The organism is Paraferrimonas sp. SM1919, assembly GCF_010993985.1.
Taxonomy (GTDB): Bacteria; Pseudomonadota; Gammaproteobacteria; order Enterobacterales; family Shewanellaceae; genus SM1919.
In genome coordinates this window covers 58288-83214 of sequence record NZ_WINH01000015.1, presented here as the reverse complement: position 1 = coordinate 83214, position 24927 = coordinate 58288, and the positions used below count along the sequence as shown (strand labels likewise).

Genomic DNA, 24927 nt, shown 5'->3' with positions numbered 1-24927 from the left:
GGTAAGTGCTGGGTTGCAGTAAAGTTTTTTCTTATTTAGTTTGAACTGGCGCATAAACCAAGTTTAATTATCCTAAATTGTTGGCCGAGCCAGCATAATTAACTACAATTTAATTCTGAATCTATTATTGAGCTGGACCATGTTTTTGCAAGCGAGATAAGTCACTAAAATTTTCGTAAATTTGAAAATTGATCGAGGATTTTTAACACCTTGACTCTACTCTCTAGCTCGCAAGACCACAAAAGCGGCCTCAAGTAGGTTTTTTTTTAACCATGCAATGCTGGAAACTGACTTTTTTGCGAATAAATGCATGAAAACGCGTTGTAGATCTCGCGTTAATTTCAATCGGTGGTATACTCCCCCGCGAATTTATAAACAATTGATTAGAGTTGAACCAATGGCAGACTTATCAAAATACAGAAATATCGGCATCTTCGCTCACGTAGATGCGGGTAAAACCACTTCTACAGAGCGTATTCTAAAGCTTACTGGTAAAATCCATAAGACCGGCGAAGTACATGATGGCGCTGCAACTACGGACTTCATGGAGCAGGAAGCTGAGCGTGGTATTACCATTCAGTCAGCTGCGACTACTTGTTTCTGGAATGACCACCGTCTAAACATCATCGATACTCCTGGACACGTTGACTTCACTGTTGAAGTATACCGTTCTCTTAAAGTACTTGATGGTGGTGTTGGTGTATTCTGTGGTTCTGGTGGTGTTGAGCCTCAGTCAGAAACTAACTGGCGTTACGCGAACGAGTCAGAAGTTGCTCGTCTAATTTTCGTAAACAAGCTAGACCGTCTAGGTGCTGACTTCTACCGCGTTGTAGACCAAGTGAAAAACGTACTTGGTGCGAACCCACTAATTATGACTCTACCTATCGGTATCGAAGATGACTTCAAAGGTGTTGTAGACGTTCTTAACCAAAAAGCTTACGTTTGGGATGATTCAGGTCTACCAGAAAACTACGAAATCGTAGATATCCCAGCTGACCTAGTTGACGACGCTGCAGCTTACCGTGAAGAACTGATCGAAACTGCTCTAGAGCAAGACGAAGATCTTCTAATGGAGTACCTAGAAGAAGGTACTGAGCCATCACTAGAAGACATCAAGCGTTGTATCCGTACTGGTACTCGTGACCTAGCGTTCTTCCCAACTTTCTGTGGTTCTGCGTTCAAGAACAAAGGTATCCAGCTAGTACTAGACGCTGTTGTTGACTACCTACCGTCTCCAACTGACGTACCAGCTCAACCACTAACTGACGAAGAAACTGGTGAGCCTACTGGTGAAGTAGCAACGGTTTCTGCAGATGAGCCACTACGTGCGCTTGCGTTCAAGATTATGGATGACCGTTTCGGTGCATTAACCTTTATCCGTATCTACTCAGGTGTAATGAAGAAGGGTGACACCATCCTTAACTCTGCAACGGGTAAAACTGAGCGTATCGGCCGTATGGTTGAGATGCACGCTGATGACCGTACTGAGATTGATCGCGCTCAAGCGGGTGACATTATCGCTGTTGTTGGTATGAAGAACGTTCAAACTGGTCACACATTATGTGATCCTAAGAACCCTTGTACTCTTGAGCCAATGATCTTCCCTGAGCCAGTAATTTCTATCGCTGTTGCACCTAAAGATAAAGGTTCAACTGAGAAGATGGGTATTGCTATCGGTAAGATGGTTGCAGAAGATCCATCATTCCAGGTTGAAACTGACGAAGACTCAGGCGAAACCATCCTTAAAGGTATGGGTGAACTTCACCTAGACATTAAGGTTGATATTCTTAAGCGTACTTACGGCGTTGAGCTAGTAGTAGGTCAACCTCAGGTTGCTTACCGTGAGTCTATCTCTGCTCCAGTTGAAGACAGCTACACGCATAAGAAGCAATCTGGTGGTTCTGGTCAGTTCGGTAAGATTGATTACCGCATCAAGCCAGGTGAACCAGGTTCAGGCTTCAAGTTCACTTCTTCTGTTGTTGGTGGTAACGTTCCTAAGGAATTCTGGCCAGCGGTTCAGAAAGGCTTCGAAACTATGATGGAACAAGGTCCTCTAGCGGGCTTCCCAGTACTAGACGTTGAAGTTGAACTGTACGATGGTGCATTCCACGCAGTTGACTCGTCAGCTATCGCGTTTGAAATCGCAGCTAAAGGTGCATTCCGTCAATCTATGCCTAAAGCATCACCACAACTTCTTGAGCCAATCATGAAAGTTGACGTGTTCACTCCAGAAGATCACGTTGGTGACGTAATCGGTGACCTTAACCGTCGTCGTGGTATGATCAAAGACCAAGAAGCTGGCACTACTGGCGTTCGCATCAAGGCTGACGTACCTCTATCAGAAATGTTTGGTTACATTGGTCACCTACGTACGATTACTTCAGGCCGTGGTCAGTTCTCTATGGAGTTCTCACACTACATGCCTTGTCCAGCTAACGTTGCTGAAGAAGTAATTGCTAAGGTTAAAGAAGAAAAAGCTAACAAGTAATTGTTAATTTAATCTTCTAATAAAACCCCAAGGGCTTAGGCGTTTGGGGTTTTTTATTTTGCTAATAGCAATAAGCTTTGCTCGTAAGTCGAAATTCAGAGCTTACTGCTATTATTTCATCACTACCGATTTAGTGAGTTCCTATGAATTTTGAACAACTGTCTTTAACTTCCCAAGTGTTAGCTAACCTCAATGAATGTGGTTATTCTGAGCTGACGCCGATTCAGCAGCAAGCCATTCCAGTGGCCATCAAAGGCCAAGATTTAATGGCATGTGCGGCAACCGGTACGGGTAAAACTGCGGCATTCTCATTACCCATTATTGAGAATATTTTAAAGGCACCGAAAACCAATGCGTTAAAGGCATTAGTGCTTACACCGACACGGGAGTTAGCCATACAGGTAGGGGATAACATCAGTCGTTATAGTGAAAATACGGGGCTGAAAGTCGTTACGGTATACGGAGGAGCCAGCTTTAACCCACAGCGTAAAGCGGTTATGGCCGGTGTTGATATTTTGGTGGCTACTCCAGGACGCTTGTTTGATTTATTAGGCCAAGGCGCCTTGACCCTTTCCCAGATTGAATATCTAGTGATTGATGAAGCCGACCGCATGCTGGATATGGGCTTTGCCCCTGATGTTGAAAAGGTTAAACGCTATCTACCAAAGCAACACCAAAGTTTGTTTTTCTCAGCGACCTTCTCAAGCGAGGTTAAAAAACTGGCGGCTAAGTTGCTAACTGCCCCTAAGTCGATTGATGTTACCAGCAAGTCTGATAAACCTAAAATTGAGCAATTTGGTTACTTTTTAGATGGACGCCGTAAGGCTGAGTTATTGGCTGAGTTGATTGGGAAAAACAATTGGCGCCAGGTGTTGGTGTTTGTTAGCACTAAAGAAATGGCCAGTCGTTTAACTAAAGAACTAAAGCTTGATGGCATTGCCAATGATGTATTCCATGGGGATAAAACCCAAGGTGCCCGTAACCGTGCATTAGAAGCGTTGAAATCAGGCGCTATTCGCGCCCTGATTGCCACCGATGTGGCAGCCCGTGGTCTTGATATTAAATCACTACCAATTGTTATCAACTTCCAGCTGCCTTTTGCAGCAGAAGATTACATTCATCGCATCGGTCGTACCGGCCGAGCAGGGCAAAGCGGTCAGGCTATCAGCCTATTGTCTGAAACCGACAAGCCGATGCTGACTGAGATTGAACAACTGCTTGGGCAAAAACTTAAGCTTTCAACGCCAAAGGGCTATGAACCCGGATCAAAGTTACCACAAAGGTATCAAGGTTCATTATCGATTGATGAATCTAAGCAGGAAAAATATAAAAAGCCATTTCGCAAACGTAATGATAACCGCGCTAGCAGTAAGCCCAATTCTATGCAAAAAAAACGCGTCGATAACGGCAGTAAGTGGAAGAAAAAATAAACCAGCGCTTTTGAGGCCTAGCAAAGCTCATCCCACCCCTATATTTTTAACTAAATTTGGTTAATTTTGACTTTTTAACCTTTATAGGTTAATTTTTGGGGTGAGTCTATTAGAGTGAAAACCACAGAGTTTACTCAATCACTTAATGCCCTAGTGTGCAAGGGAGGGGAGAGTTTGCCAGTTAAGCAAAAGCCTGTTGCTGTGATCAGCGGTGATATTGTTAATTCAACAAAATTAACGACCGCTCAGTTTGATGAATTGTTGCTTCGAATAAAAGATATCCAGCAATGGATCTCTTTAGAGCATTCATTTAATGCCCACAGTATTAACCGAGGCGATGAATACCAGAGTGTGGTGTTAAATATAGAGCAAGCTCTTAAATACACGATTTTGTATCGGGTAGCGATTAAAGCCCTTGGTAAGGACTTTGATAGTCGCATAAGTTTTGCAATTGCTGACAATGGACAGCTCAGAGAAAATGTTTCTGAGTCTATGGGAGCAGCTTTTATCATCTCTGGTCGTAGCTTAAAGTCAATGAAAAACAGCAGGTTAGTATTCAACTCTGACCGTATAATGTTTGCAGAAAGGTTTCAATTACTGTTTAAATATTTAGATAGGCAGTTAACTGAACTTACCCCTCGGCAATGCCAAATGCTGCTGCCACTGCTAAAAACGGATTCTGAATTATCGGTAAACCAACTTGCTGAGGGGTTTAATATTTCCGCCGCTGCGGTAAGTAAATCACTGAAAGCATCTGGTTGGTCGCTTATTAAAGAATTGCTTAATCATTTTAAAGAACAGCTTGAGAGGTTAACTAATGTCTGATTTCTGGGCACTTTTAATACCATTAGTCATCGTTCATATAGTTTGTGATTTTTATCTGCAGCCAGACAGATGGGTTGAAGCCAAAAAACTAAAAAAACATCGAGCCTTTGAATTGTATCTGCATTCGCTATTGCATGGCTTTGGATTATTACTGCCGGCGTGGCTGTTCAATTTTGATTGGCAAACTACGTTTTGCTTGATAGCGGTTGTTGCGGTGACTCATTATGTTATTGATCTATGGAAAGTGAGTGCGACAAACGGCGATACACTTTTCTATTTTTTAATCGATCAAGCACTACACATCTTAGTATTAGTCATTGCTAGTTGGTATTTAACAGCAGGGCTTTCTATTGAAGCATTGGTCAAGCATGATCGATTCGCTGATGGTATTTTGATATTTCTTACCTATATGCTGATCCTTAAGCCAACATCGATTGTTATTGGCATTGCCTTGAACAAGTACACCAAAGCCAGCACCAATGTGAGCGGATTAGTCGATGGCGGGCAGGCGATTGGCTATTTAGAAAGAGTGTTAATTATGACTTTTACCCTAGTAGGCAGTTACGCGGCAGTGGGGTTTGTACTCGCGGCTAAATCTATTTTTCGCTTTGGTGAGGTAAATAAAAGTAATGACAGAAGTATGACCGAGTATGTGTTAATTGGCTCGATGCTTTCAGTTGTGATCACCGTAGTTTTAGGCACCCTGACCTCACTAGTGTTAGGGGTGAAAATAACATAAGGCTCCTACAGCGAGCCTTATGTTAGGGCATCTGACTGTTACCTTTGGGCTTTTGTGGTTTTTTAAAACTTCGCCCCTAGCCACACCCAAAGCTTATCGGTATTGACTTTACCTGCGGCGGCATCTCCTGCTTTGTATGAAGCTAATTTAACCCCTGCGGAGTAACGTTTGGCGAAGGCTTTCCCGTAGGATGCGTTAATTTCAGAGCCTAAGTCATCAATGCTATCGGTTTTATGGTCAGCTCGGTAATCGTGGTAAACCACGGCCCAATTGCCGCCATATAATTTGCCAAAGACACCCGCATAGAGGTCTTTCAAGCCTTGTTTAGGAGTGCCAAGGAATTGGTCTGCCCAACCATTAAACTTGTGTAAAGTTGCCAGTGGTGTAGCAAAACCGTATTGGCCGTTATCGCTGCCTAACACTTCATAGCCTACTTTGGCGGTAATGCCGGCAAAGCCATAGCCACCCTCTAGCATGTAGTAGTTGGCCTTATAGTCACTGCTGTCGGTTTTATTGGTTTGACTGGCAAACTGCGCGCTGTAGCTAAAGTCAGTTTTTTTACCCGTTAGGCTGGCCCCAAAGGTATCTAAATTATTTTTAGTGTCGTTATCTACTTCTAGTAAATAACCATAGCCGACGAGTTTACCTATTGGCGTGTTGTAGGCTGCATTGATTAGGTGATCCTTTGCTGCCAAGTCTTTTGCCTGTGCAAAAATACGATTACGCTTAGTGACATAGGCATAGCTGAGCTTAAGATCGTTAACGCCAGTGTATTCCCCTGAAATACCATCAAAGGTTTGTCTGTCTTGACGCCAGCCAACATGGCCGACAAACCTTTGGTCGTCTAGGGCAATCACCTGGCGTCCTAACTTAGCTTTAAAATCGGCGCTAGTGTACTGCAAAAAGCCTTGATCGAGTTCAGTTGTCGCGGGATCTGGAATAACTGAATATTGCGGATTATGGCCAATGGCATCATTATAGTTGTCGACGCCTGCTACGGTTCTGACATCTTCAAATTCAACCACAGCATTAAAGCCTGAGTAGCTTTGAGTTTGAAAATTAACGCGTGTGCGCAGGGTGAGGGCACTGGCATCTTTTAGTGGATTATCTTGTTGCACGGTTTCCGAGCGTAAACGTAAATCGACACTGGCTTTGGCTTCATCGGCAGACACCGGAGCAGCGATGATTGCGGCCAAACCGATGACCAATGGGGAAACGATAGGGTTTGCTTTCATTATGTCTTCCTTGTTGATGTTTATTAATGATTTTAGTTGCTTATGCAACTTGGCTGCGGTTGCTTTTTTGACCTGAATCAAGATTGTGGTTGATGGGTTCAATTTTTCTCTGTTTTTCGTAGAGAAAACTCAGTACTTGAGAGCGTAATTGATTGTATTGGGGATCATTGGCTAGGCTGACTCGATTTCTTGGCCTCGGCAGATCGACCGCGAGGATTTCACCGATGGTGGCTTCTGGACCATTGGTCATCATCACGATACGATCGGACAGAAGCACGGCCTCATCAACATCATGGGTGATCATAATAACGGTGTTATTGAGGCTTTGTTGGATCTCCATTAACGAATCTTGCATATGGGCACGGGTGAGGGCATCCAGCGCACCAAATGGTTCATCCATTAGTAATATTTCAGGTTCCATCGCGAGGGCTCTAGCAATACCGACTCTTTGTTTCATTCCCCCTGAAATTTCATCTGGCTTTTTGTCCATGGCATGGTCCATATGCACAAGTTTGAGATTGTGTTCAATCCAGTCTTTAGTTTCAGCTTCAGTTTTGCTTTTGGCAAATACTTGCTTTACCGCTAATTCAACATTTTCATAGGCGGTTAACCAGGGTAACAGTGAATGATTTTGAAACACCACAGCACGTTCAGGTCCTGGTGAGTTGACTTCCTTATTGTTCAGCAACACTCCGCCATTCGTGGCTTGATTGAGCCCTGCAACAATATTAAGCACGGTAGATTTGCCACAACCAGAGTGACCAATTAATGAAATGAACTCCCCCTTGTTGATTTTCAAATCTACCCCTTTTAAGGCAGTAAAGTCGCCCTTTGGTGTCGGGAAAACCATATCTATATTGCTGATGTCTAATATCGGGTTCATGTTTTTCTCCTTAACGCTCGGCACTGGATTTGTCCCAAGACAACCAGCTTTGTAGTAATTGCATGCTCCTGTCGAGTAAGAAGCCAATCATGCCAATGACAATGACAGCAGTCATGATTCTGCTTAATGACTGCGAGCTGCCATTTTGGAATTCATCCCACACAAATTTGCCTAATCCCGGGTTTTGCGCCAGCATTTCAGCGGCAATTAATACCATCCAAGCGACGCCTAATGACATTCGCATACCGGTAAATATCGCTGGAATGGCTGCTGGTAAAACAATCGCTTGCACATGTTTTAGCGGCGAAAGGTTTAATACTTTTGATACATTCAGCCAGTCTTTATTAATAGCTGCTACGCCGACAGAAGTGTTGATCACCATTGGCCATAAACAGCATAGGGTGACGGTGATCATGGAGTTGACAAATGACTTCGCAAACATGGGCTCGTTGGTTACATAAACGGCACTCACCACCATGGTTACCAGTGGCAACCATGCCAGTGGCGATACTGGCTTAAAGATCTGAATAATCGGATTAATGGCGCTATTTAAGTTTTTGCTTAAACCAATCGCGATCCCAAGGGGAACGGCAATAATGACCGCCATGGCAAAGCCACTTAGTACGGTAACTAGGCTAGTCGCAATTTGATCAAGGAAGGTTTCTTTACCCGTATATTTGCGCTGTTTAGGGACATAGTCTGGATCTTTTGCTAAGCGCTTAGCATTTCGTTGCTCTTGGCGCTGGTAAAACGCTTGCGCCTTTTGGCGTTCCTGTTGATGCTCTTGGTAGAGATTACCGATTTGTTCAGCCACCGCCATCGGCCCTGGAAACTTTCCTAAGGAGGTATCAATATTATTGGCCGAAAATGACCAAATGAATAAGAAACATAAGATCCCTAAGAGTGGTAATATCAGCTTTTGTAATTGATTGCTCAACAATGACCTTAACTTAGGAATAAGCTTGGTATTGTGAGTGATGCTGCTTTGATTCGTTAAGGTTGTCATACACTGCCCTTAGCGCAGCGACGCTGCGCTGTCCATTATGTCATTAAAGTTTGTCGCCAGCCTTTAAGCCAATAGCAAATTTATTGATATAGTCATTAGGTTTGCTGCCGTCATAGACGATATTGTCAATGAAGTGTGTTTGTGGCTTTCTAAAGCCTGTTTCTTGAGTAAGATCAGGAAACTCTGAAGCAGCAATGATGTTATCTTCAATGAGTGACTGTGCTGCGGCTTTATAAATGTCGGGGCGGTACACTTTTTTAGCCACATCAAAGTACCAAGCATCTGGCTTGTCTTCGCTGATTTGCCCCCAACGACGCATCTGGGTGAGGTACCAAATGGCATCAGAGTAGTAGGGGTAAGTAGCGTTATAACGGAAGAACACGTTAAAGTCAGGTACGCTTCGTTTGTCGCCTTTTTCGTATTCGAAGGTGCCGGTCATTGAGTTGGCAATGACATCGTAATCAGCGCCCACATAGTTAGACTGAGATAAAATCTTCACCGCCTCTGGGCGGTTAGCGTTGTTATTGTCATCTAGCCATTTGGCCGCGCGGATCAGAGCTCGGGTTAGACGAATAGTGGTGTTAGGATATTTTTCGGTAAATGCTTTAGTCAGTCCAAACACTTTTTCTGGGTTGTCCTTCCAAATTTCATAATCCGTCACCACCGGTACACCAATGCCTTTAAATACCGCTTGCTGGTTCCATGGTTCGCCGACGCAGTAGCCATAAATTGTCCCCGACTCTAAGGTGGCAGGCATCTGTGGTGGTGGGGTTACCGATAATAACGCCTGAGCGTCAATTTTACCTGAGGTATCGCCTTTATGGGGGGCATAAAAGCCAGGATGGATGCCTCCGGCTGCTAACCAGTACCTTAACTCGTAGTTATGAGTAGAAACAGGGAATACCATGCCCATATTGAACGGTTTACCTTGGTCAATATAGCTTTCTACAACAGGCTTTAGGGCATCAGCTTTAATTGGATGGACAGGACGACCATCGGCCATTTTAGGAATATTCGGTTTCATTTTTTGCCAAACTTCATTGGAGACCGTAATGCCATTACCATTTAAATCCATTGAAAATGGTGTGATAATTTCGGCTTTGGTGCCATAACCAATGGTGGCGGCAATGGGTTGTCCAGCGAGCATATGGGCGCCATCTAAACGACCATCGATGACACCATCAAGCAACACTTTCCAGTTCGCTTGAGCTTCAATGGTGACAAACAGGCCTTCATCTTCGAAGTAGCCTTTTTCGTAGGCAATAGCAATTGGAGCCATATCAGTAAGTTTGATAAAGCCAAAGGTTAGATCTTCTTTTTCTGGTTCCCCAATGGCTGTTGCACTCGCGCTGGTGGCAAGACACAATCCGGCGAATGCAGAAATGAGTCCTGTAGTGAATGATGTTTTTAGCATTGTGTTTCTCCTTAAATAAAAAAAGCCCTACACCCGATGATTACCATAGGTGGAGAGCTTCAATGCCTACTAACCTTAGCTACGCCATTGCAGCGGGTCAGTATTTAAGTATTAAAATTGTACCGCTAGATACTATTCATTTCTTATGCCAACTTTTTAAAGGCTTTATAATCAGCAGGTTACGCGGTTTTCTTGACGGCATGTAAGTTATTAATGTTCTTATTTGAATCAGTGCCTGTATCTTTTTGGTGCAATTGTTGTGCAGCCATGATTTCTGTGACAGCCTGATAAATATCAAATCTAAATACCGATCCTATAAACAGTTCATTCGCTTGTTGCCAGCTAATATGGCCCGCATCAATCATGGTTTTTAATAACCAATTACCGAATTCTAAGTTTAAGCTGTGAATGTTCTCTTGCTGTAAGGATGAAAATAAATTGTAGTTAGTTAACGCTCTTGGAGTCATATTATGATAGGTGAGACAGCTGCCGATTAATGACGGTGCAATAACATCAAGCGCCGTATCCAAATATTTTGCTTGGGTCATAATCACGGCAGCTTCGTAACGGTTGGGTATAGAGGCTAGCCAGTTACAGGTTTCAATTAAGGCCGCCACTAAAGCCATGGTTGTTTCAGGATTGGCTAATTGCCAATCAGCACGAAGACCTAGCACTTTTTCTGGAGCGTTTTTCCAAATATCTAACGAAGTCGCACAGGTCATCCCGAGTTTATTCCTGACGATTTCTGTATTCCATGGACTGCCAACACAAAAGCCATCGATGTCACCTTGTTCAATCGATTTTCTCATGCTCGTTGGAGGGATAAAAACAATGTCAATATCATCAAGATAAATCCCACCTTCCACCAACCAGCTTCTTAGCTGGTAATAATGACAGCTGTAAGGGTAAACCGTTGCGAAACGTAACTTAGATCCACGGTTAAGTGCTTGTTTTACCAATGGCTGTAACTTTTCCGCGGACATCGGCAAGGTTAATGGTTGGCTTGAATGCCGCATTAGCTGTTGGTAAAGGTTTTCAGATAAAGTAATCGCATTACCATTTTGGCTTAATACCAATGGGGTGATGATGTTCTGCTGGCTTGCCGTTAATCCAAGGGTACTGGATATGGGCATAGGCGCCAGCATCTGTGCGGCATCAAGTTCGCCACAGTGTAGTTTATCTCTTAGGGCACTCCATGAGGCTTGTTTTTCTAAAGTGACATCGAGTCCCCACTTGCTGAATATGCCTAACTCTTTGGCCATGATAAGCGGCGCAGAATCATTCAGTGGCATAAAACCTAATGTGAGTTGTTTCTTTTCAATCGTAAATGGATTCATAATTCGGCCTTTAGCATTGCGGCAACTGACAGTACATTTTGAGCGGCTTGGTCTATTTTTTGGCCGCTGTTCATGGCCATTTTTCTGATGCTGTGGTATGCCGCATCTTCAGATAAGTTTTTGGTTTCCATTAACCAGCATTTGGCTTTATCGATATTAGATTGGGAGTTTAATTGTTGTTTGGTTTGTTGCAGCTCTTGCTGTAAACTTTGAAAGTGCTTAAATCGAGCTAGGGCAATATCCAACACGGATTTTAATCGTACCTGCTCAATACTGCCCACCACGTAGGCACTGACGCCACATTCTACCAGTCTTTCGATGGTATCTTGGTCATCATGCTCACTAAACATGACTACAGGTTTTGGGGCAGTTTGTGAGATACTATGCAAAGATTCAATCATGTCCCTATCGGGAGATTCGATATCGATAAGAATGATATCGGGCATAAAGTTTTCTACTTCTTTTAAAAGAGCTAAGCCGGATTTACAAACTCTGACAATGCGATAATGAGACTGCTCTAAAGACTTATTAATATCGAGAGCACCGCCTGCTTTATTTTCGATAAACAGAATTTTTATTAAGTCTTGTTCAAGCCTATGTTGCTTTAGCATTGTGACTCCAATAATGCGATTTAGTGACTGACTAAAGTTATTATCAAGGTTTGTACCAACTTGTTTTGTTTATTAAAAACAATGGTTTATATCTAATCTGGGTGGTGGTAATAAATTGATTGATTTAAAATGATGCAAGTAATTACCAACAATGGGGCAATACATGAAAATGGATGAAGGGCGATGCTGACAAAAATTTTACAATCACCAGGTGATGAAGCGAAACGCTGGTTACATGGCCGTGGCAACTGCGTTGAAGGCTATGAAAGCATCAATATTGAGTGGTTGCCACCGATTGCTATGGTTGTGTCCTATCAGCAACAGGATGAGTCTTGGTTTGCACAGATCGCTTCACAGTTGATGACTTTTGAGCAAGTACAAGGCGTATGTCTGCAAAAGCGTTATTTACCAAAGTCGCCCGTGGAATCATTAACGGGCTCATTCGATTTACCCCAATATGCGCTGGAATCTGGCTTAAAGTATCAACTGAATATTGGCCAAAACCAAAATTTTGGGATTTTTCTCGATATGAAAAATGGCCGTGATTGGGTTCGTCAGCATAGCCAAGATAAATCCGTCCTTAATTTGTTCGCGTATACCTGTGGTTTTGCCGTTGCTGCTTTAGCGGGTGGGGCTCGCTTCGCTGTCAATCTTGATATGGCGCGCTCATCGCTCAACACGGGCAGAGAAAACATGCGTATTAATGGCTTAGATACCAAAAAAGCCAAGTTTTTAGCCCATGATTTATTCAAGAGTTGGGGCAAACTTAAAAAGTTTGGCCCTTATGACATGGTGATTGCCGATCCGCCAAATTTACAGGTAGGCTCTTTTGATATTGAACGTGATTACCCTAAAATCATTCGTCGTTTACCCGAGTTGGTGGCAGCGGGGGGGCAAGCGCTATTATGTTTAAATACCCCTTGGCTAGGTCAAAGTTTTATTAAGGAATTAATGGCCGAACACTGTCCTGATTTTGAGTTTGTCGAGGCTATTGCCCGCCCTCAGGCTTGCCTAGAGCAAAACGATGATAACGGATTAAAGGTATTATTGTTTCAACGCCATTAATGACATAAGCCACGATTGTGACCTAGGATCGGTTTCTCACCCTTTTAACATCTTATATACATTCTATGTCACAATCTTGAACTGTTGCTGTTTTCTTTTACTTACCCATCAGTAAGATCCTCGCTCAAATTGGCTGACCTGTGTTGGTTAGCGTCAACAGTATGATTTAACTAGTGAGAGTCTATGAGCAAGTTCGATAAAGCAACACGCATCCTTGCGGCTGGTTTCAGCATCAACCTTTGTTTAGGTATTCTTTATGCTTGGAGTGTCTTTAACAAAGCTTTGGTGAGTCAATGGGGCTGGGATGCAGCTGATGCAACTTCACCCTACGCGATTGCTACGCTAGCGTTTTCTGCGTGTTTGCTGATCGCCGGTACCCTGCAGGACAAAATAGGACCGACTAAGGTGCTGCTCGTTGGTACGACGCTTACTGGCCTTGGCTTAATCGCTTCTGGGTTTGCTGAGTCAGTCACTTTGCTTAACATTACTTTTGGTGTCATGGCTGGCGCCGGTATTGGCTTTGGTTATGCTTGTTTATCACCATCGGCAATGAAATGGTTTCATCCGACTAAAAAAGGCATGGTAAACGGTTTAATCGCTGCAGGTTTTGGTCTTGCACCATTATTTTTAGCACCACTAACTAGCTTTTTAATCGAGCTTGTGGGCATTAGTCAGTCTTTCTTAATATTAGGTGTTGGTGTATTAATGATTGCGGTACCACTGGCGGCAACCATTTCTAACCCGCCAGCGGATTACACACCTGCCGCACCAGTCGTTAAAGCAGGTCAAGCACCGGTTGAAATTAAGCTTAGCGAAAATCTAAATTGGCAAGGCATGCTGCAAACTCCGCAATTTTACGCGATGTGGATCATGTATGCGTTTGCAGCTGCAGCGGGTCTAATGTTAATTGGTAACATTCTTAACATTGCGAGCGCTCAGGCCAACTTACCAAACGCGGTATACCTAGCGTCTGTGCTTGCTATCTTTAACTCTGGCGGGCGTATTGCTGCGGGTATGTTAGCGGACAAGATTGGTGGTGTGAAAACCCTTATGCTGGCGTTTATTTTACAGGGCGTAAACATGTTAATGTTCTCAAGCTTTGACACTGAGGTGGCGTTGATTGTTGGCTCAGCAGTGGCAGCGGTAGGTTATGGCACTTTACTGGCAGTATTCCCAACCTTAACCGCAGAGTTTTACGGTTTGAAAAACTATGGTAGCAACTATGGTATTTTATATACTTCATGGGGTATTGGTGGTGCTATTGGTGCTGCGGTAGTGGGTTATTCCATGGCAAATGGTGGTAACTACGACATGGCTTATATGATTTCTGCAGTAATGTTAGGTATCGCGCTGTTGCTATCATTTGTGACTAAGCCAGTTTCAGCTCAAAAAGCAAAAGCGTTGCTAGCCAAATAAGCAATCGCCCAATAGCGAAGACAAATAAGGAGAGCCTAGGCTCTCCTTTTGCGTTTAGGCTTGAGCTAATAGTTTAAGAGCAAGCTCAGTTTGCTTGAGAGCATAGGGGGCCAAACGGTAGTGCTCGGGAGACCAACCCTGTAAAAACCGTACCAGATCAGCCCAGGCAAAGGGTAGGCTGGCAGACCATTGCTCGATGATTGCTTGCTCAACTTGATATTCTTTTAAACACTGGCAGTAATAGGCCACATAGAAATCAGCATAACGCTCAAGGTTATCGTTATCTAATACGCTCGAAAACAGATAACACACGTCCACCATAGGGTTGCCGTAACCCGTATATTGAAAATCAACCGCTAGCGTATCACCATGATTGTTGATCATAAAGTTTGCCGGTTTGGCATCCCCATGCAGCAGGGTTTTATGACTGACATTATTGAGTGTTTGGCTTATTTTGTCGGCATTGCTTTTTAAGGGCCCATCAAACATGGCTTTATGTTCGTCCGGACGAGTGGCTAAATGCCAGTAACTGCCCTGTGGCCAAACATCTGCATCTTGCTCAAGCTGTAAGCCTTTGCTATGGAACTTAGCTAGCCACTTAAGTATGCCCTTTAGGTACTTATCATCAATTTCATCTCGAGTTTTATAACCTGCAGTAGCTAAGTCTTGCATGACAATCAGCTGGTGATTGTCATCAACGTCAATCAAGGCCATAAATTTGGCAGTTTGTGAAGGGAAGTGCTTAGCTAAGTCACGGTAGAAATGGCTTTCCACCTGATAAGAGCGGCATTTACGCTGATGGGCAAACTCGCTGTTCCAACCCTTTGGGTGGGGCTTATCGGCCTTAAATTCTGCGGTGATGATGCTTTTTACTATTACCGTTTTAGCCGCACCAAATTGTGGGGTGATCTCAAATCGAGCTAACGCACCATAGCCATTCCAAAGGGGCTGAATGGTTTCTATATATCTTGCTTGATAGAGAGTTAATTCTTTACAGAGTAGGTTAGCAATCTGCTCGGCTTGAAACATTGTTTGTATTTTTTTTGTTTGTCATTTATTTTAGTCAGTTATTCTACTGTTAAAAACAAGGAAAGCGGTATGAAATTTTTTATTAAATATTCATTTATTTTAACCATTCTATTTAGTTTCAAGGTGTTAAGTGTAGATTTGGATATGCTTAATGCTGTTGTTCATGAAAATGTAGTCAGTGGCGGCCAACCCACTAAGGGCGATTTAACACAGCTTAAACAGCAGGGTTATAAGCATGTTATTAATCTGCGATCAGAAGGTGAACAGGATTGGGATGAAGGTCAATATGTGCAATCCCTTGGAATGAATTATCATTCTTTGCCGATTGCTGGCAAGGATGCAATTAATCTTGAAAATGCAAAAGCATTAAATAAGCTGTTGGCAAAAATGCAAGACGATAAAACCATCGTTCACTGTGGAAGTGGTAATCGTATTGGTGCTTTGGTGGCGATCCATGCGGCAAAAGTGGAAGGCTTAACTGTTGACGAGGCTTTGGCTAAGGGCAAAGCGTGGGGCATGACCCGCTTAGAGCCACTCGTGAAACAAAAGCTTACTGAAAAATAATAATAACTACAAAGCTCCTGTGGGGCTTTTTTTATATTACAAAGGATGGTTATGTGTAGGCTGATTGTAGCAATTTTAGGTATTGGTTTAAGTGGTTTTGTCGCTGCAGAGGATCTTAAGCCAATATTATATAAGGATAATTTTAAAAAGCAGCTGCTCCAGCATTATGATTTTGCCACAGCTGAACAAATTAATGATTGGAAAGTTGAAGGCTGGGGCGTGGCAAAAATAGAAAATCAGCGTTTGATTTTGCAGCCAGAGTTCCAGCCGCAAATGATTGATTTATACCAGCAGGGCAAATTCAGTGATAATAATTTGGCTAAAGAGTATGGTCAGTTCTTGGCCGAATTATCAGCGCAAAAATACCCTAAGCTCACCCCTAAGATGTATCAAAAAGGGGTGTTTCGTGGCGGTCATGTCAATTTCTGGAATACCCGTGTAACGCCCGAAAATTATGCCATTGAATTTGACTTTCAGAGTCAATCTTCCCAAGCTCTACATATGCTAATGTTCTCAGCTTTAGGAAGTAACGGTGACAGCATTTTTTCCGAGGGATTTGCGCAACGTTATGGTTTGGCTTCAGAGTTGATGTATGGCGATATGCAGCAGTATCGGATTTCTTACTTTTTCCCATCTCGTGGTAGTGCCAATATGCGTAAAGCACCGGGGCGTAATTTGGTGGCTCAAGGGGCAGACCTTGCTTCGCTCAAGGGGCTAGCTCAGCAAAAAATGCTCGTGACTAAATGGCAGGGGCAAGTGCATTATTTTGTGGATGATAAATTAGTGCTCAGTTTTGAAGATAAACAACCTTTGGGTGAGGGACATTGGGGCTTTAGGTTGATGGTATTGGCTAAAGGCGCCTATGATAATATAAAGGTGTATCAGCTTGAGCAAAATCCGGTGTTAAGACCTTAAGCTATAAGGAGAGGGGTAATGAAACATTTAATGTTAGTAGTGCTTCCTCTTTTTTTGTCAGCTTGTAGCCTTTGGCAACAGCAAATGGTGAGCTACCATGGTGAGGATATTATTTTAGTTGGCAGTAAAACAGCGAGTGTATCATTGCCACTATCTTCATATCAGTTAACCCTTGTTGGCCAGCAAACCAAGCCTGAAGTCAATGCCATTTTAGCGAACCAAATCAAAATTAACGGCTTTAAGTCGGATCCTAATTCTGCACTCATCCTTTGGGGACAGCTTGACGTTGATATAACCGATGCGGATATGACCTTTTGTGAAGGGGAGATTTGGGATCAATACGGAGTCAAACGCTATCGCTATAAAGCCGCCATCGGCAAGCTTGAGCTCAATCAGAGTTATCAATTTTCTTTTCAGATAGACAATCAAAGTTGGCCCATTACCAACATTGCGAACCAAATCACAACCGCTTATTGGCCTAAGGATGTTCAAGATAAAAGCAGTTACTGCGCCAAGCATTATAACGGTCACCAATCGATGCCCTTAGAATGGGGGTATTATGAAAAGGCATCGTTTAAGCATAAGCAGCTGTTGCAGCAATATCTGGATTTTTTACAGCAACAAGCCAATGTCATTGTTTATACGGTTAATCAAGGATGGTTGAGTGAAGAACTGAGTGCCAATAAGCTTGAGGCACAGGTGATGTCTAACTACCAGCAATGGCTGTCTGAGCAACGCCAGCAGCTATTTCTAAATTCTAATGCTTCAATCATTGGGCCACTAAATAGCGTGCTCGATCAACAGTTTGGTTATGGTCATTACCCACAATCCTTTGCGAGTTATGAATATCATCAGCAAGCACAACTTAACCAAGGAGTGAAATTGCTGCAGCAGGGCAAGCTAGCAGCGTCACTTGAGATATTATTGCCTCAATGTGTTCGGGGGCAGTATTTATATCAGGCCATGGCCTGTTACCATTTGGCCATGGTGCAACTCCAGTTAGGGCAATCTGCAGCCGCGAAGACAAGTATTCAACAGGCGGTGACCTATGTAGAGGCGAATCAGTCTGAAATTATCGATTTGTTCTCTGGCAGCTTTAATCAACAGGCATTGGCATTGGCATACTTTATTAATCGTTATCAGCCTATTTTTGCGAATGCTGATACAGCTTATCAATCAGTTGATTAAAGGTGTGACATTCTTCTTCACTAAAGCACGCCTTTAATTGCTCTTCTAACTCGTAAGAGGTGGGCACCACATCTTCATACACACTTCTGCCTAACTCGGTTAAATGCAATATCGAGCGGCGTTTATCTTGTTGGGCGAATTCCCGAGCAATGAAGTGGCGTTGTAGCAGTTTTGCAACCGATCTGGATATTATTGATTTTTCAATTTTGGTTCTGCTTGAGACCTCGTCGGCAGAAGTGCCTGGATACTCCCCTAAAATCGCCATAATACGCCACTCGGTAATAGATAGGGCAAATTTGTCCTTATAAATTTGGGCAAAATTACTACTGACTTGGTTTGACAACACCGCTAATTTATAGGGCAAAAATGCTTCTAATTTGAGTAATGGTTTATTGTGTTGTGATGACATAATTGAACTTGATCTGATCCTTGATTAAATAATAATCGTTGACATTAGTTGTAATTGCAACTAAAAATAGTTGCGTAAACAACTAATTTAACAAGGACGAGGTTTAGCAGTACTCAACAAGGAGTAGCCTATGGCTGACTTATTTGACAACCCTATGGGGTTAGACGGTTTTGAGTTTGTAGAGTTTAGCGCCCTAGAAAAGGGGGTGTTAGAGCCAGTGTTTGAAATGATGGGCTTCAGCCATGTTGCCAATCATAGATCCAAAGATGCCGCCTTATTTAGGCAGGGTGATATTAATTTTATTGTTAACTATGAACCCAAAAGCCATTCCAATTATTTTGCCATGGAACACGGAGCCTGTGTTGCTGGCATGGCCTTTAGAGTTAAAAATGCCTTGCATGCCTATAACCGTGCCCTTGAGCTTGGGGCAGAACCCATTGAAATCCCTACTGGGCCTATGCAACTAAAACTGCCTGCGATTAAAGGTATTGGCGGTGCACCACTGTATCTTATTGATAAGTATCATCCTAATACCTCCATTTATGATATTGATTTTGAATATCTTGATGGGGTTTATCCGTATCCAGAGGGCTGTGGCTTTAAGGTGATCGATCATCTTACCCATAATGTTTACCGCGGTAGGATGCAATATTGGGCAGATTTTTATGAGCGTTTATTCAACTTTAAAGAGATCCGCTATTTCGACATTAAAGGCGAGTACACAGGGCTGACTTCTAAGGCGATGACAGCCCCCGACGGCCGTATTCGCATTCCCCTTAATGAAGAAGCCGGACAGGGGGGCCAAATCGAAGAATATCTACTCAAATACAATGGCGAAGGGGTACAGCATATTGCCTTTAGTTGTGATGATATCTATGCCTGTTGGGATGCCTTAAAAGGCCGCGGCATGAGGTTTATGACCGCCCCACCAGATACCTATTATCAGATGCTCGAGGAGCGCCTGCCTAATCACGGCGAACCAGTTAAGCAATTGCAAAGTCGAGGAATTTTGCTTGATGGCAGCACTTCGGGGGAGCAGCCTAAATTATTGTTGCAAATCTTCTCAGAAAACGTAATCGGACCGGTGTTTTTTGAGTTTATCCAGCGTAAACAAGATGATGGTTTTGGTGAGGGGAACTTTAAAGCGTTGTTTGAATCGATTGAGCGTGATCAGATTAATCGTGGGGTATTAAATCCAACGGTCAACGCCGAGAAGGAGGCCTGATGAAACTCAATGGCATCCATCATGTTGCTTATCGTTGCAATAATGCCAAACAAACCGTGGCCTTTTATAAACAGGCATTAGGCATGGATTTGTTGTTGGCAATCAGTGAAAACCAAGTGCCTTCCACTAAAGACCCCGATCCCTATATGCATGTGTTTTTAGATGCGGGAAGGGGCAATGTGCTGGCCTTTTTTGAGTTACCCAATTCAGACGATATGGGCAAGGATCCCCATACGCCTGCCTGGGTGCAGCATCTTGCATTTGAGGTGGATTCCTTAGCGTCCTTGCTTGCGACCAAGGCGCATTTAGAGGCGATGGATATCGAAGTGCTGGGGCCGGTGGAGCATACCATTTTTAAGTCAATTTACTTTTTCGACCCTAATGGCCATCGCCTTGAGCTTGCTGCCAATACTGCCACTCCACAGATGCTAGAGCGCTTGCAATCAGTCGCTCAACTCATGGTGGATGAGTGGGATGTCACTAAAAAAGCGCCCCAACATGCGGCTTGGTTACATGACGGTTCCATGGAGGAAGGTAAATGAAACTTGCTTCTTTAAAGCATGGCCGTGATGGCCATTTAGTGGTGGTGAATAAAGCCTTAACCCACTATTTTGATGCCAGCCATATAGCCGCGAACCTGCAGCAGGCCTTAGATGACTGGCACAACATAGAGCCTGCCTTGCAGCGACTGGCGGACGAAATAGAACAGAACATAGGCGCCGCTTCCTGCTTTGATGAGTCGCTATGTGCCAGCCCCTTACCTAGGGCGCTGCAGTGGCTTGATGGCAGCAGTTATGTGAATCATGTGGAACTCGTCAGAAAGGCCCGTGGAGCAGAGATGCCAGAGCGTTTTTGGCATGATCCATTAATGTACCAAGGCAATTCCGACAGTTTTTTAGCCCCCCATGAGGCCATTGTTCACCATGATGAAGCCTATGGTATTGATTTTGAGGCTGAAGTTGCTGTGATTGTAGATGATGTGCCGATGGGCGTAAGCCCACAACAGGCCTTAAAACACATTAAGCTTATTTTATTAGTTAACGATATTTCCTTGCGGAATCTGATCCCTGATGAGCTAGCAAAGGGGTTTGGATTTTTACAATCTAAACCCAGCTGTAGCTTCTCTCCAGTGGCACTGACTCCAAATGAATTAGGTCAGCACTGGCACGGTGGCAAGTTGCACCTGCCCATTTATAGTTATCTCAATCAACAACTGGTGGGGAAGCCCAACGCTGGGATCGATATGACTTTCGATTTTGGCACCTTGATAAGTCATGCCGCCAAAACCCGAAAACTGACTGCCGGCACGATTATCGGCTCGGGTACGGTATCCAATACCGATAGAAGCCAGGGTTGTTCCTGTCTTGCGGAAGTGAGAATGTTAGAGATACTCGACCAAGGTGAGCCGAAAACCCCCTTTATGCACTTTGGCGATAGAATTAAAATTGAAATGCTCGATCATCAGGGCAATTCTTTATTTGGCTGTATTGATCAAACGGTTGAAGCCATTACGGAGCAAGATCATGCTTAAAGCCCCATCACAACAGCAGTTAATAGCCTCTTTGCCAAAGCATTTGCAACCCTTTGTTGCGGTTCAAGATTATTCGTCATATACGCCAAGAGATCATGCGGTGTGGCGATTTTTATTGACTCAACTAAGCCTTGATTTAGCTCCCAATGCCCATTCTACGTACTTACAAGGGCTACAACAAACAGGGATCAGCCTTGATAGGATCCCAAAAATTGAAGAAATTAATTATGCTTTAGAACAATTCGGTTGGCGGGCGGTAGTGGTCAATGGTTTTTTACCGCCAGCCATTTTTATGGAATTCCAAGCCCACAAGATTTTGGTTATTGCGGTGGATATGCGAACGATTGAGCATATGCTTTATACCCCAGCCCCAGATATTGTTCATGAGTCAGCGGGGCATGCTCCTTTTATTATCGATACCGATTACTCTGAATATCTGCAGCGATTTGGCGAGCTTGGTATGAAAGCGATTGCCAATAAGGATGATTTTGCAGTCTACGAGGCCATTCGTCAGCTATCAATTATTAAGGAAGATCCCAATGCCACTGCAGCCGCAGTGCAACAGGCTCAAGCACATTTAGAACAAGTCCTAGCTAATAATACAGAGGTATCAGAAGCCGCGTTGTTGTCGCGCTTACATTGGTGGACGGTGGAGTATGGTTTAGTCGGCGAAGTGGGGAATTACAAAATATTTGGAGCTGGCTTGCTGTCTTCTTTGGGGGAATCTAAATCTTGCTTAGATGACACTAAAGTAAAGAAATACCCTTTGAACTTAGATGCCATTAACTTCAGTTATGACATCACAAACACTCAACCGCAATTGTTTGTCGCTAAAAATTGCCGTCATTTGACTCAGGTTTTAGAAGAATTTGCCAAGCAAATGGCCGTTAGTGTTGGTGGTAAAAGTGGTTTAGATAAAGCGGTGTTGGCACAAACGGTTAATACCGCGCAGTTGAGTTCTGGGATACAAATTAGTGGCCAGTTTGTTGAGAATATGACGGATCCAATGGGTAATGTGATTTATATAAAAACCCAAGGCCCGACCCAACTCAGTTATCAACATAAACAATTGCTCGGTCATGGTACTGACTTTCATGCTTCAGGTTTTGGTACCCCTGTGGGGAAATTACAGGGCTTTCATCGTTGCTTGAGTGATTACACCATTGATGAATTAGCTGAGAAGGGCATTTGCTTGGATAAAAGGGTAACCTTAGCATTTGTATCAGGGATCAAAGTCAGTGGCATGCTCAAGAGAATATGGCGAGAGCAGCATAAAAATATTGTATTTACGTTTAGCGATTGTGTGGTTACTCATCAAAGCGGCCGAGTATTGTTTGATCCCAGTTGGGGGATATTCGATATGGCGGTTGGCGAAGTGGTTGAGTCGGTATTTGGTGGTAGTGCTGATGTAAATACTTATCCTTTGTATGAGGCAAGTCCAATCAATGCCAATCTGATTGACTACCCGCAAACAACGATTGCGCAGTTTGTCAGCTACCAGCAATGCAAAGAGCTGCGGGAGCATCTGCAAAATCGTAGCCCGCAACAGTTAACCCAGTGGATAAATCAAGTGAAACAGTTAACCGAGATTGATTGGCTGTTATGTTATGAAGTTATCGAATTAGCTTTAACAGCAGGCTTAAAGGATTTTGATAGGGAATATTGGCTGCAGTTGATGACCACACAAGCACAAACACAGCAAGCCACTCAGTTATGCCAATACGGGCTGCAACGGCTGGCTAAAATGGAGTCCCAATAATGCAAGTCGCAGTAGTCATCGGCTCCATGCAAGCCAATTCTCAAAGTTTAAAAGTTGCGAAGCAGGTAGTCACAAGGTTGCAAGCAATGGGGCAGCAAACATTTGTCGTTGATTTATACCGTTCACCATTGCCGTTGTGGTCAAGTCAATTGGCTGAACCGCATCATCAAGCTATCGTGATTTTAAGCCAGCAACTGGCAGCTTGCGATGCAATCGTGATTGTCACTCCAGAATATCACTCTATGGTGCCAGCTAATTTAAAAAACTTCTTTTTGTTCTTCAGTGGTGGGGAATTAGCCCATAAGCCAGGTTTTATTATTAGTGTTTCAGCGGGGCAAGGTGGGGCCAATCCTATTATGGAATTAAGGACCACTAGCTACAAAAACAGTCGCATCAATTATATTCCAGAGCATCTTATTATCCGTAACGTCAATACTGTATTTAACCAGATCAATAATGACGAGCGCGCCCAGCAATATTTATCTAAACGTTTAGATTATGGCTTAGCTTTACTAGAGCAGTATGCATCGGCATTGAATCAAGTTCGTCGTAATCTACCAAAAGGGGACTACCCCAATGGGATGTCCTAGGAGTTGTCATGCTTAACGATAATGTGATTATTGATGTGGATAACCAGTATCTGCATTTTTCTGCAGCTCACTTTACTATTTTTTCTGAAACCGAGCGCGAGCGCTTGCATGGCCATAACTATGCCATCAGGGTAAGGGCTGGGGGTAAACTTGAGAATAACGGCATGGCCTTTAATTACAACGAGTTAAAGTCAGCCCTATTTAGACTTTGCCAAGACTTAGATGAATACACCCTATTAGCTGAGCACTCGCCCTATATGCGGGTGAGCGAGCAGGGGGATTATTATGCTGCTGAGTTTAATGGTGAAAAAATGCTGCTGTTAAAGAGTGATACTTTATTGTTGCCCATTACTAATGTCAGCCTTGAAGAATTAGCCGGACTGATGTTATCGACAATTGAGCAGTCTAAGTTGCTTGACCAGTTAGGTATTACCTCCTTAGAATTAGAGATGTCCTCGGGTCCTGGACAAAGGGTGAAGCGTTTATTAAATCTCACTTCAAGCGATATTCAAGGTGGTTATCATGAATAAGCTGCTAGTGATCACAGGTGCCAGCAGTGGCATTGGCCTTGCTTGTGCCCAGCACTTTATTGAACAGGGCTACAGGGTCATTAATATCTCCAGAAAGCCTTGCCCAATGGAGAGCGATAAACTGCAACATTTGTCGTTGGACCTAAGCCAAGGCCAATGGCCCCAATTAATAATCAATCAGCTGATCCAAGCCGCTGCAGCTGCTAACCAAATTTGTCTCATTCATAACGCGGCGGTGTTAAATAAAGACTGTTTAGCTCAGGTAGATATTGACAGTTTTAGGCACGCGCTAGAGCTTAATGTCATTGCTCCAGAGCGCTTAAACCAAATCCTATTAGCGTATATGAAGCCCGGCTCAAGCATTTTGTATGTGGGCTCCACCTTGTCAGAGCAGGCGGTAGCTGGCAGCTACACTTATGTCACCTCTAAGCATGCCAATTTAGGCATGATGCGCGCCACCTGCCAGGATTTACAAAGTCGCTATATGGCACAGGGCATACATACTGCCATGGTGTGTCCAGGTTTTACCGATACTCCGATGTTAAATCGTCATGTGGGCGATCGCCAGTTACTGGAAAGTATTGCCTGTAATAATGGTTTTCACCGTTTGGTCGATCCTACCGAAATCGCTAACACTCTGTACTTTTGCAGTCAAAATCCAGTGATTAATGGCAGTGTTATCCATGCCAATTTAGGGCAAAAACAAGTATAAAAAAAGGCCGCGTTAGCGGCCCTATT

24 protein-coding genes are annotated in these 24927 nt (G+C 43.5%); 16 read left to right on the top strand and 8 right to left on the bottom strand.

The annotated features are described in order from the left end of the window. Nucleotides 1-397 precede the first annotated feature (397 nt). The 4 genes from fusA to GFB48_RS10600 all read left to right on the top strand — a co-directional run bounded on the left by fusA (nt 398) and on the right by GFB48_RS10600 (nt 5482). Nucleotides 398-2488: an elongation factor G gene (fusA, locus tag GFB48_RS10615; protein ID WP_163935124.1), complete on the top strand. Its 2091-nt coding sequence runs from the start codon at nt 398-400 to the stop codon at nt 2486-2488. Between the two features lie 143 nt (nt 2489-2631). Then, complete coding sequence (locus tag GFB48_RS10610; protein ID WP_163935121.1) at nt 2632-3918, top strand: DEAD/DEAH box helicase; 1287 nt, start codon at nt 2632-2634, stop codon at nt 3916-3918. A 174-nt stretch (nt 3919-4092) separates the two neighbouring features. Further along, complete coding sequence (locus GFB48_RS10605) at nt 4093-4743, top strand: MarR family transcriptional regulator (protein ID WP_163935118.1); 651 nt, start codon at nt 4093-4095, stop codon at nt 4741-4743. Next, entirely contained in the window at nt 4736-5482 is a 747-nt protein-coding gene (locus tag GFB48_RS10600; protein ID WP_163935115.1) for a DUF3307 domain-containing protein, read from the top strand. The genes GFB48_RS10605 and GFB48_RS10600 overlap by 8 nt, the downstream gene beginning before the upstream one ends. A gap of 62 nt (nt 5483-5544) precedes the next feature. Here the strand turns inward: GFB48_RS10600 and GFB48_RS10595 are convergent, their stop codons facing one another. The 6 genes from GFB48_RS10595 to GFB48_RS10570 form a co-directional block, all read right to left on the bottom strand. Further along, nucleotides 5545-6717 carry an alginate export family protein gene (locus tag GFB48_RS10595; protein ID WP_163935114.1) on the bottom strand — a complete coding sequence of 391 codons (1173 nt, stop codon included), beginning with the start codon at nt 6715-6717 and terminating at the stop codon, nt 5545-5547. A gap of 40 nt (nt 6718-6757) precedes the next feature. Further along, complete coding sequence (locus GFB48_RS10590) at nt 6758-7600, bottom strand: ABC transporter ATP-binding protein (RefSeq protein ID WP_163935110.1); 843 nt, start codon at nt 7598-7600, stop codon at nt 6758-6760. 10 nt (nt 7601-7610) lie between these two features. Then, entirely contained in the window at nt 7611-8606 is a 996-nt protein-coding gene (locus tag GFB48_RS10585) for an ABC transporter permease (RefSeq protein WP_163935107.1), read from the bottom strand. 43 nt (nt 8607-8649) lie between these two features. Continuing rightward, nucleotides 8650-10020 (bottom strand): CmpA/NrtA family ABC transporter substrate-binding protein, encoded by a 1371-nt coding sequence (locus tag GFB48_RS10580; RefSeq protein WP_163935104.1) that lies wholly within the window; start codon nt 10018-10020, stop codon nt 8650-8652. Between the two features lie 179 nt (nt 10021-10199). Continuing rightward, on the bottom strand, nt 10200-11357 hold the full coding sequence (locus GFB48_RS10575) for a CmpA/NrtA family ABC transporter substrate-binding protein (RefSeq protein ID WP_163935101.1): 1158 nt from the start codon (nt 11355-11357) through the stop codon (nt 10200-10202). Beyond that, nucleotides 11354-11968 (bottom strand): ANTAR domain-containing response regulator, encoded by a 615-nt coding sequence (locus GFB48_RS10570; RefSeq protein ID WP_163935098.1) that lies wholly within the window; start codon nt 11966-11968, stop codon nt 11354-11356. The genes GFB48_RS10575 and GFB48_RS10570 overlap by 4 nt, the downstream gene beginning before the upstream one ends. Nucleotides 11969-12151: 183 nt before the next feature. On the opposite strand from GFB48_RS10570, the gene GFB48_RS10565 reads away from it, so the two are divergent. Continuing rightward, the gene (locus GFB48_RS10565; RefSeq protein ID WP_163935095.1) at nt 12152-13033 is read left to right on the top strand and encodes a class I SAM-dependent methyltransferase; all 882 of its coding nucleotides are present in this window, start codon (nt 12152-12154) and stop codon (nt 13031-13033) included. Between the two features lie 183 nt (nt 13034-13216). Then, nucleotides 13217-14449, top strand: coding sequence for an OFA family MFS transporter (locus GFB48_RS10560; RefSeq protein ID WP_163935092.1), 1233 nt, complete (start codon nt 13217-13219; stop codon nt 14447-14449). A gap of 54 nt (nt 14450-14503) precedes the next feature. On the opposite strand, the gene GFB48_RS10555 is transcribed toward GFB48_RS10560, so the two are convergent. Next, nucleotides 14504-15478: a phosphotransferase gene (locus tag GFB48_RS10555; protein ID WP_163935089.1), complete on the bottom strand. Its 975-nt coding sequence runs from the start codon at nt 15476-15478 to the stop codon at nt 14504-14506. Nucleotides 15479-15547: 69 nt separating this feature from the next. Between GFB48_RS10555 and GFB48_RS10550 the strand changes: the two genes are divergently transcribed. Genes GFB48_RS10550 through GFB48_RS10540 form a run of 3 tightly spaced genes read left to right on the top strand, consistent with a single transcriptional unit; the run spans nt 15548 to nt 18145 of the window. Beyond that, a complete protein-coding gene (locus tag GFB48_RS10550; RefSeq protein ID WP_163935086.1) occupies nt 15548-16042 on the top strand; it encodes a sulfur transferase domain-containing protein in 495 nt (164 codons plus the stop codon). A 51-nt stretch (nt 16043-16093) separates the two neighbouring features. Further along, nucleotides 16094-16957, top strand: coding sequence for a DUF1961 family protein (locus GFB48_RS10545; protein ID WP_163935083.1), 864 nt, complete (start codon nt 16094-16096; stop codon nt 16955-16957). Between the two features lie 18 nt (nt 16958-16975). Continuing rightward, nucleotides 16976-18145, top strand: coding sequence for a hypothetical protein (locus tag GFB48_RS10540; protein WP_163935080.1), 1170 nt, complete (start codon nt 16976-16978; stop codon nt 18143-18145). Here the strand turns inward: GFB48_RS10540 and GFB48_RS10535 are convergent. Then, complete coding sequence (locus GFB48_RS10535; protein ID WP_163935076.1) at nt 18102-18554, bottom strand: MarR family winged helix-turn-helix transcriptional regulator; 453 nt, start codon at nt 18552-18554, stop codon at nt 18102-18104. The two genes, GFB48_RS10540 and GFB48_RS10535, sit on opposite strands and share 44 nt — an antisense overlap. Before the next feature lie 130 nt (nt 18555-18684). Here GFB48_RS10535 and hppD point away from each other — a divergent pair, with 130 nt between their 5' ends. From hppD to GFB48_RS10500, 7 genes are read left to right on the top strand one after another with little or no spacing between them, the layout of a single operon-like run. Next, the gene (gene hppD / locus GFB48_RS10530) at nt 18685-19779 is read left to right on the top strand and encodes a 4-hydroxyphenylpyruvate dioxygenase (protein ID WP_163935073.1); all 1095 of its coding nucleotides are present in this window, start codon (nt 18685-18687) and stop codon (nt 19777-19779) included. Beyond that, a complete protein-coding gene (locus GFB48_RS10525) occupies nt 19776-20321 on the top strand; it encodes a VOC family protein (protein WP_368669068.1) in 546 nt (181 codons plus the stop codon). Before hppD ends, GFB48_RS10525 begins: the two co-directional genes overlap by 4 nt. Then, nucleotides 20318-21310 carry a fumarylacetoacetate hydrolase family protein gene (locus tag GFB48_RS10520; protein WP_163935065.1) on the top strand — a complete coding sequence of 331 codons (993 nt, stop codon included), beginning with the start codon at nt 20318-20320 and terminating at the stop codon, nt 21308-21310. The genes GFB48_RS10525 and GFB48_RS10520 overlap by 4 nt, the downstream gene beginning before the upstream one ends. Next, the gene (locus GFB48_RS10515; RefSeq protein WP_163935062.1) at nt 21303-23069 is read left to right on the top strand and encodes an aromatic amino acid hydroxylase; all 1767 of its coding nucleotides are present in this window, start codon (nt 21303-21305) and stop codon (nt 23067-23069) included. The genes GFB48_RS10520 and GFB48_RS10515 overlap by 8 nt, the downstream gene beginning before the upstream one ends. Next, nucleotides 23069-23659, top strand: a complete 591-nt coding sequence (locus tag GFB48_RS10510; RefSeq protein ID WP_163935059.1) for an NADPH-dependent FMN reductase — start codon at nt 23069-23071, stop codon at nt 23657-23659. Before GFB48_RS10515 ends, GFB48_RS10510 begins: the two co-directional genes overlap by 1 nt. Nucleotides 23660-23667: 8 nt before the next feature. Next, nucleotides 23668-24189, top strand: a complete 522-nt coding sequence (locus GFB48_RS10505; RefSeq protein WP_163935056.1) for a 6-carboxytetrahydropterin synthase — start codon at nt 23668-23670, stop codon at nt 24187-24189. After that, the gene (locus GFB48_RS10500; protein WP_163935053.1) at nt 24182-24901 is read left to right on the top strand and encodes an SDR family NAD(P)-dependent oxidoreductase; all 720 of its coding nucleotides are present in this window, start codon (nt 24182-24184) and stop codon (nt 24899-24901) included. The genes GFB48_RS10505 and GFB48_RS10500 overlap by 8 nt, the downstream gene beginning before the upstream one ends. Nucleotides 24902-24927 lie beyond the last annotated feature (26 nt).

What these genes read in the sequence shown, in the direction of transcription:
- fusA (WP_163935124.1), top strand. Translation starts at nt 398, where the DNA reads ATGGCAGACTTATCAAAATACAGAAATATCGGCATCTTCGCTCACGTA.
- GFB48_RS10610 (WP_163935121.1), top strand. Translation starts at nt 2,632, where the DNA reads ATGAATTTTGAACAACTGTCTTTAACTTCCCAAGTGTTAGCTAACCTC.
- GFB48_RS10600 (WP_163935115.1), top strand. Translation starts at nt 4,736, where the DNA reads ATGTCTGATTTCTGGGCACTTTTAATACCATTAGTCATCGTTCATATA.
- GFB48_RS10595 (WP_163935114.1), bottom strand. Translation starts at nt 6,717, where the DNA reads ATGAAAGCAAACCCTATCGTTTCCCCATTGGTCATCGGTTTGGCCGCA.
- GFB48_RS10590 (WP_163935110.1), bottom strand. Translation starts at nt 7,600, where the DNA reads ATGAACCCGATATTAGACATCAGCAATATAGATATGGTTTTCCCGACA.
- GFB48_RS10585 (WP_163935107.1), bottom strand. Translation starts at nt 8,606, where the DNA reads ATGACAACCTTAACGAATCAAAGCAGCATCACTCACAATACCAAGCTT.
- GFB48_RS10580 (WP_163935104.1), bottom strand. Translation starts at nt 10,020, where the DNA reads ATGCTAAAAACATCATTCACTACAGGACTCATTTCTGCATTCGCCGGA.
- GFB48_RS10575 (WP_163935101.1), bottom strand. Translation starts at nt 11,357, where the DNA reads ATGAATCCATTTACGATTGAAAAGAAACAACTCACATTAGGTTTTATG.
- GFB48_RS10570 (WP_163935098.1), bottom strand. Translation starts at nt 11,968, where the DNA reads ATGCTAAAGCAACATAGGCTTGAACAAGACTTAATAAAAATTCTGTTT.
- GFB48_RS10565 (WP_163935095.1), top strand. Translation starts at nt 12,152, where the DNA reads ATGCTGACAAAAATTTTACAATCACCAGGTGATGAAGCGAAACGCTGG.
- GFB48_RS10560 (WP_163935092.1), top strand. Translation starts at nt 13,217, where the DNA reads ATGAGCAAGTTCGATAAAGCAACACGCATCCTTGCGGCTGGTTTCAGC.
- GFB48_RS10555 (WP_163935089.1), bottom strand. Translation starts at nt 15,478, where the DNA reads ATGTTTCAAGCCGAGCAGATTGCTAACCTACTCTGTAAAGAATTAACT.
- GFB48_RS10550 (WP_163935086.1), top strand. Translation starts at nt 15,548, where the DNA reads ATGAAATTTTTTATTAAATATTCATTTATTTTAACCATTCTATTTAGT.
- GFB48_RS10545 (WP_163935083.1), top strand. Translation starts at nt 16,094, where the DNA reads ATGTGTAGGCTGATTGTAGCAATTTTAGGTATTGGTTTAAGTGGTTTT.
- GFB48_RS10540 (WP_163935080.1), top strand. Translation starts at nt 16,976, where the DNA reads ATGAAACATTTAATGTTAGTAGTGCTTCCTCTTTTTTTGTCAGCTTGT.
- GFB48_RS10535 (WP_163935076.1), bottom strand. Translation starts at nt 18,554, where the DNA reads ATGTCATCACAACACAATAAACCATTACTCAAATTAGAAGCATTTTTG.
- hppD (WP_163935073.1), top strand. Translation starts at nt 18,685, where the DNA reads ATGGCTGACTTATTTGACAACCCTATGGGGTTAGACGGTTTTGAGTTT.
- GFB48_RS10520 (WP_163935065.1), top strand. Translation starts at nt 20,318, where the DNA reads ATGAAACTTGCTTCTTTAAAGCATGGCCGTGATGGCCATTTAGTGGTG.
- GFB48_RS10515 (WP_163935062.1), top strand. Translation starts at nt 21,303, where the DNA reads ATGCTTAAAGCCCCATCACAACAGCAGTTAATAGCCTCTTTGCCAAAG.
- GFB48_RS10510 (WP_163935059.1), top strand. Translation starts at nt 23,069, where the DNA reads ATGCAAGTCGCAGTAGTCATCGGCTCCATGCAAGCCAATTCTCAAAGT.
- GFB48_RS10505 (WP_163935056.1), top strand. Translation starts at nt 23,668, where the DNA reads ATGCTTAACGATAATGTGATTATTGATGTGGATAACCAGTATCTGCAT.
- GFB48_RS10500 (WP_163935053.1), top strand. Translation starts at nt 24,182, where the DNA reads ATGAATAAGCTGCTAGTGATCACAGGTGCCAGCAGTGGCATTGGCCTT.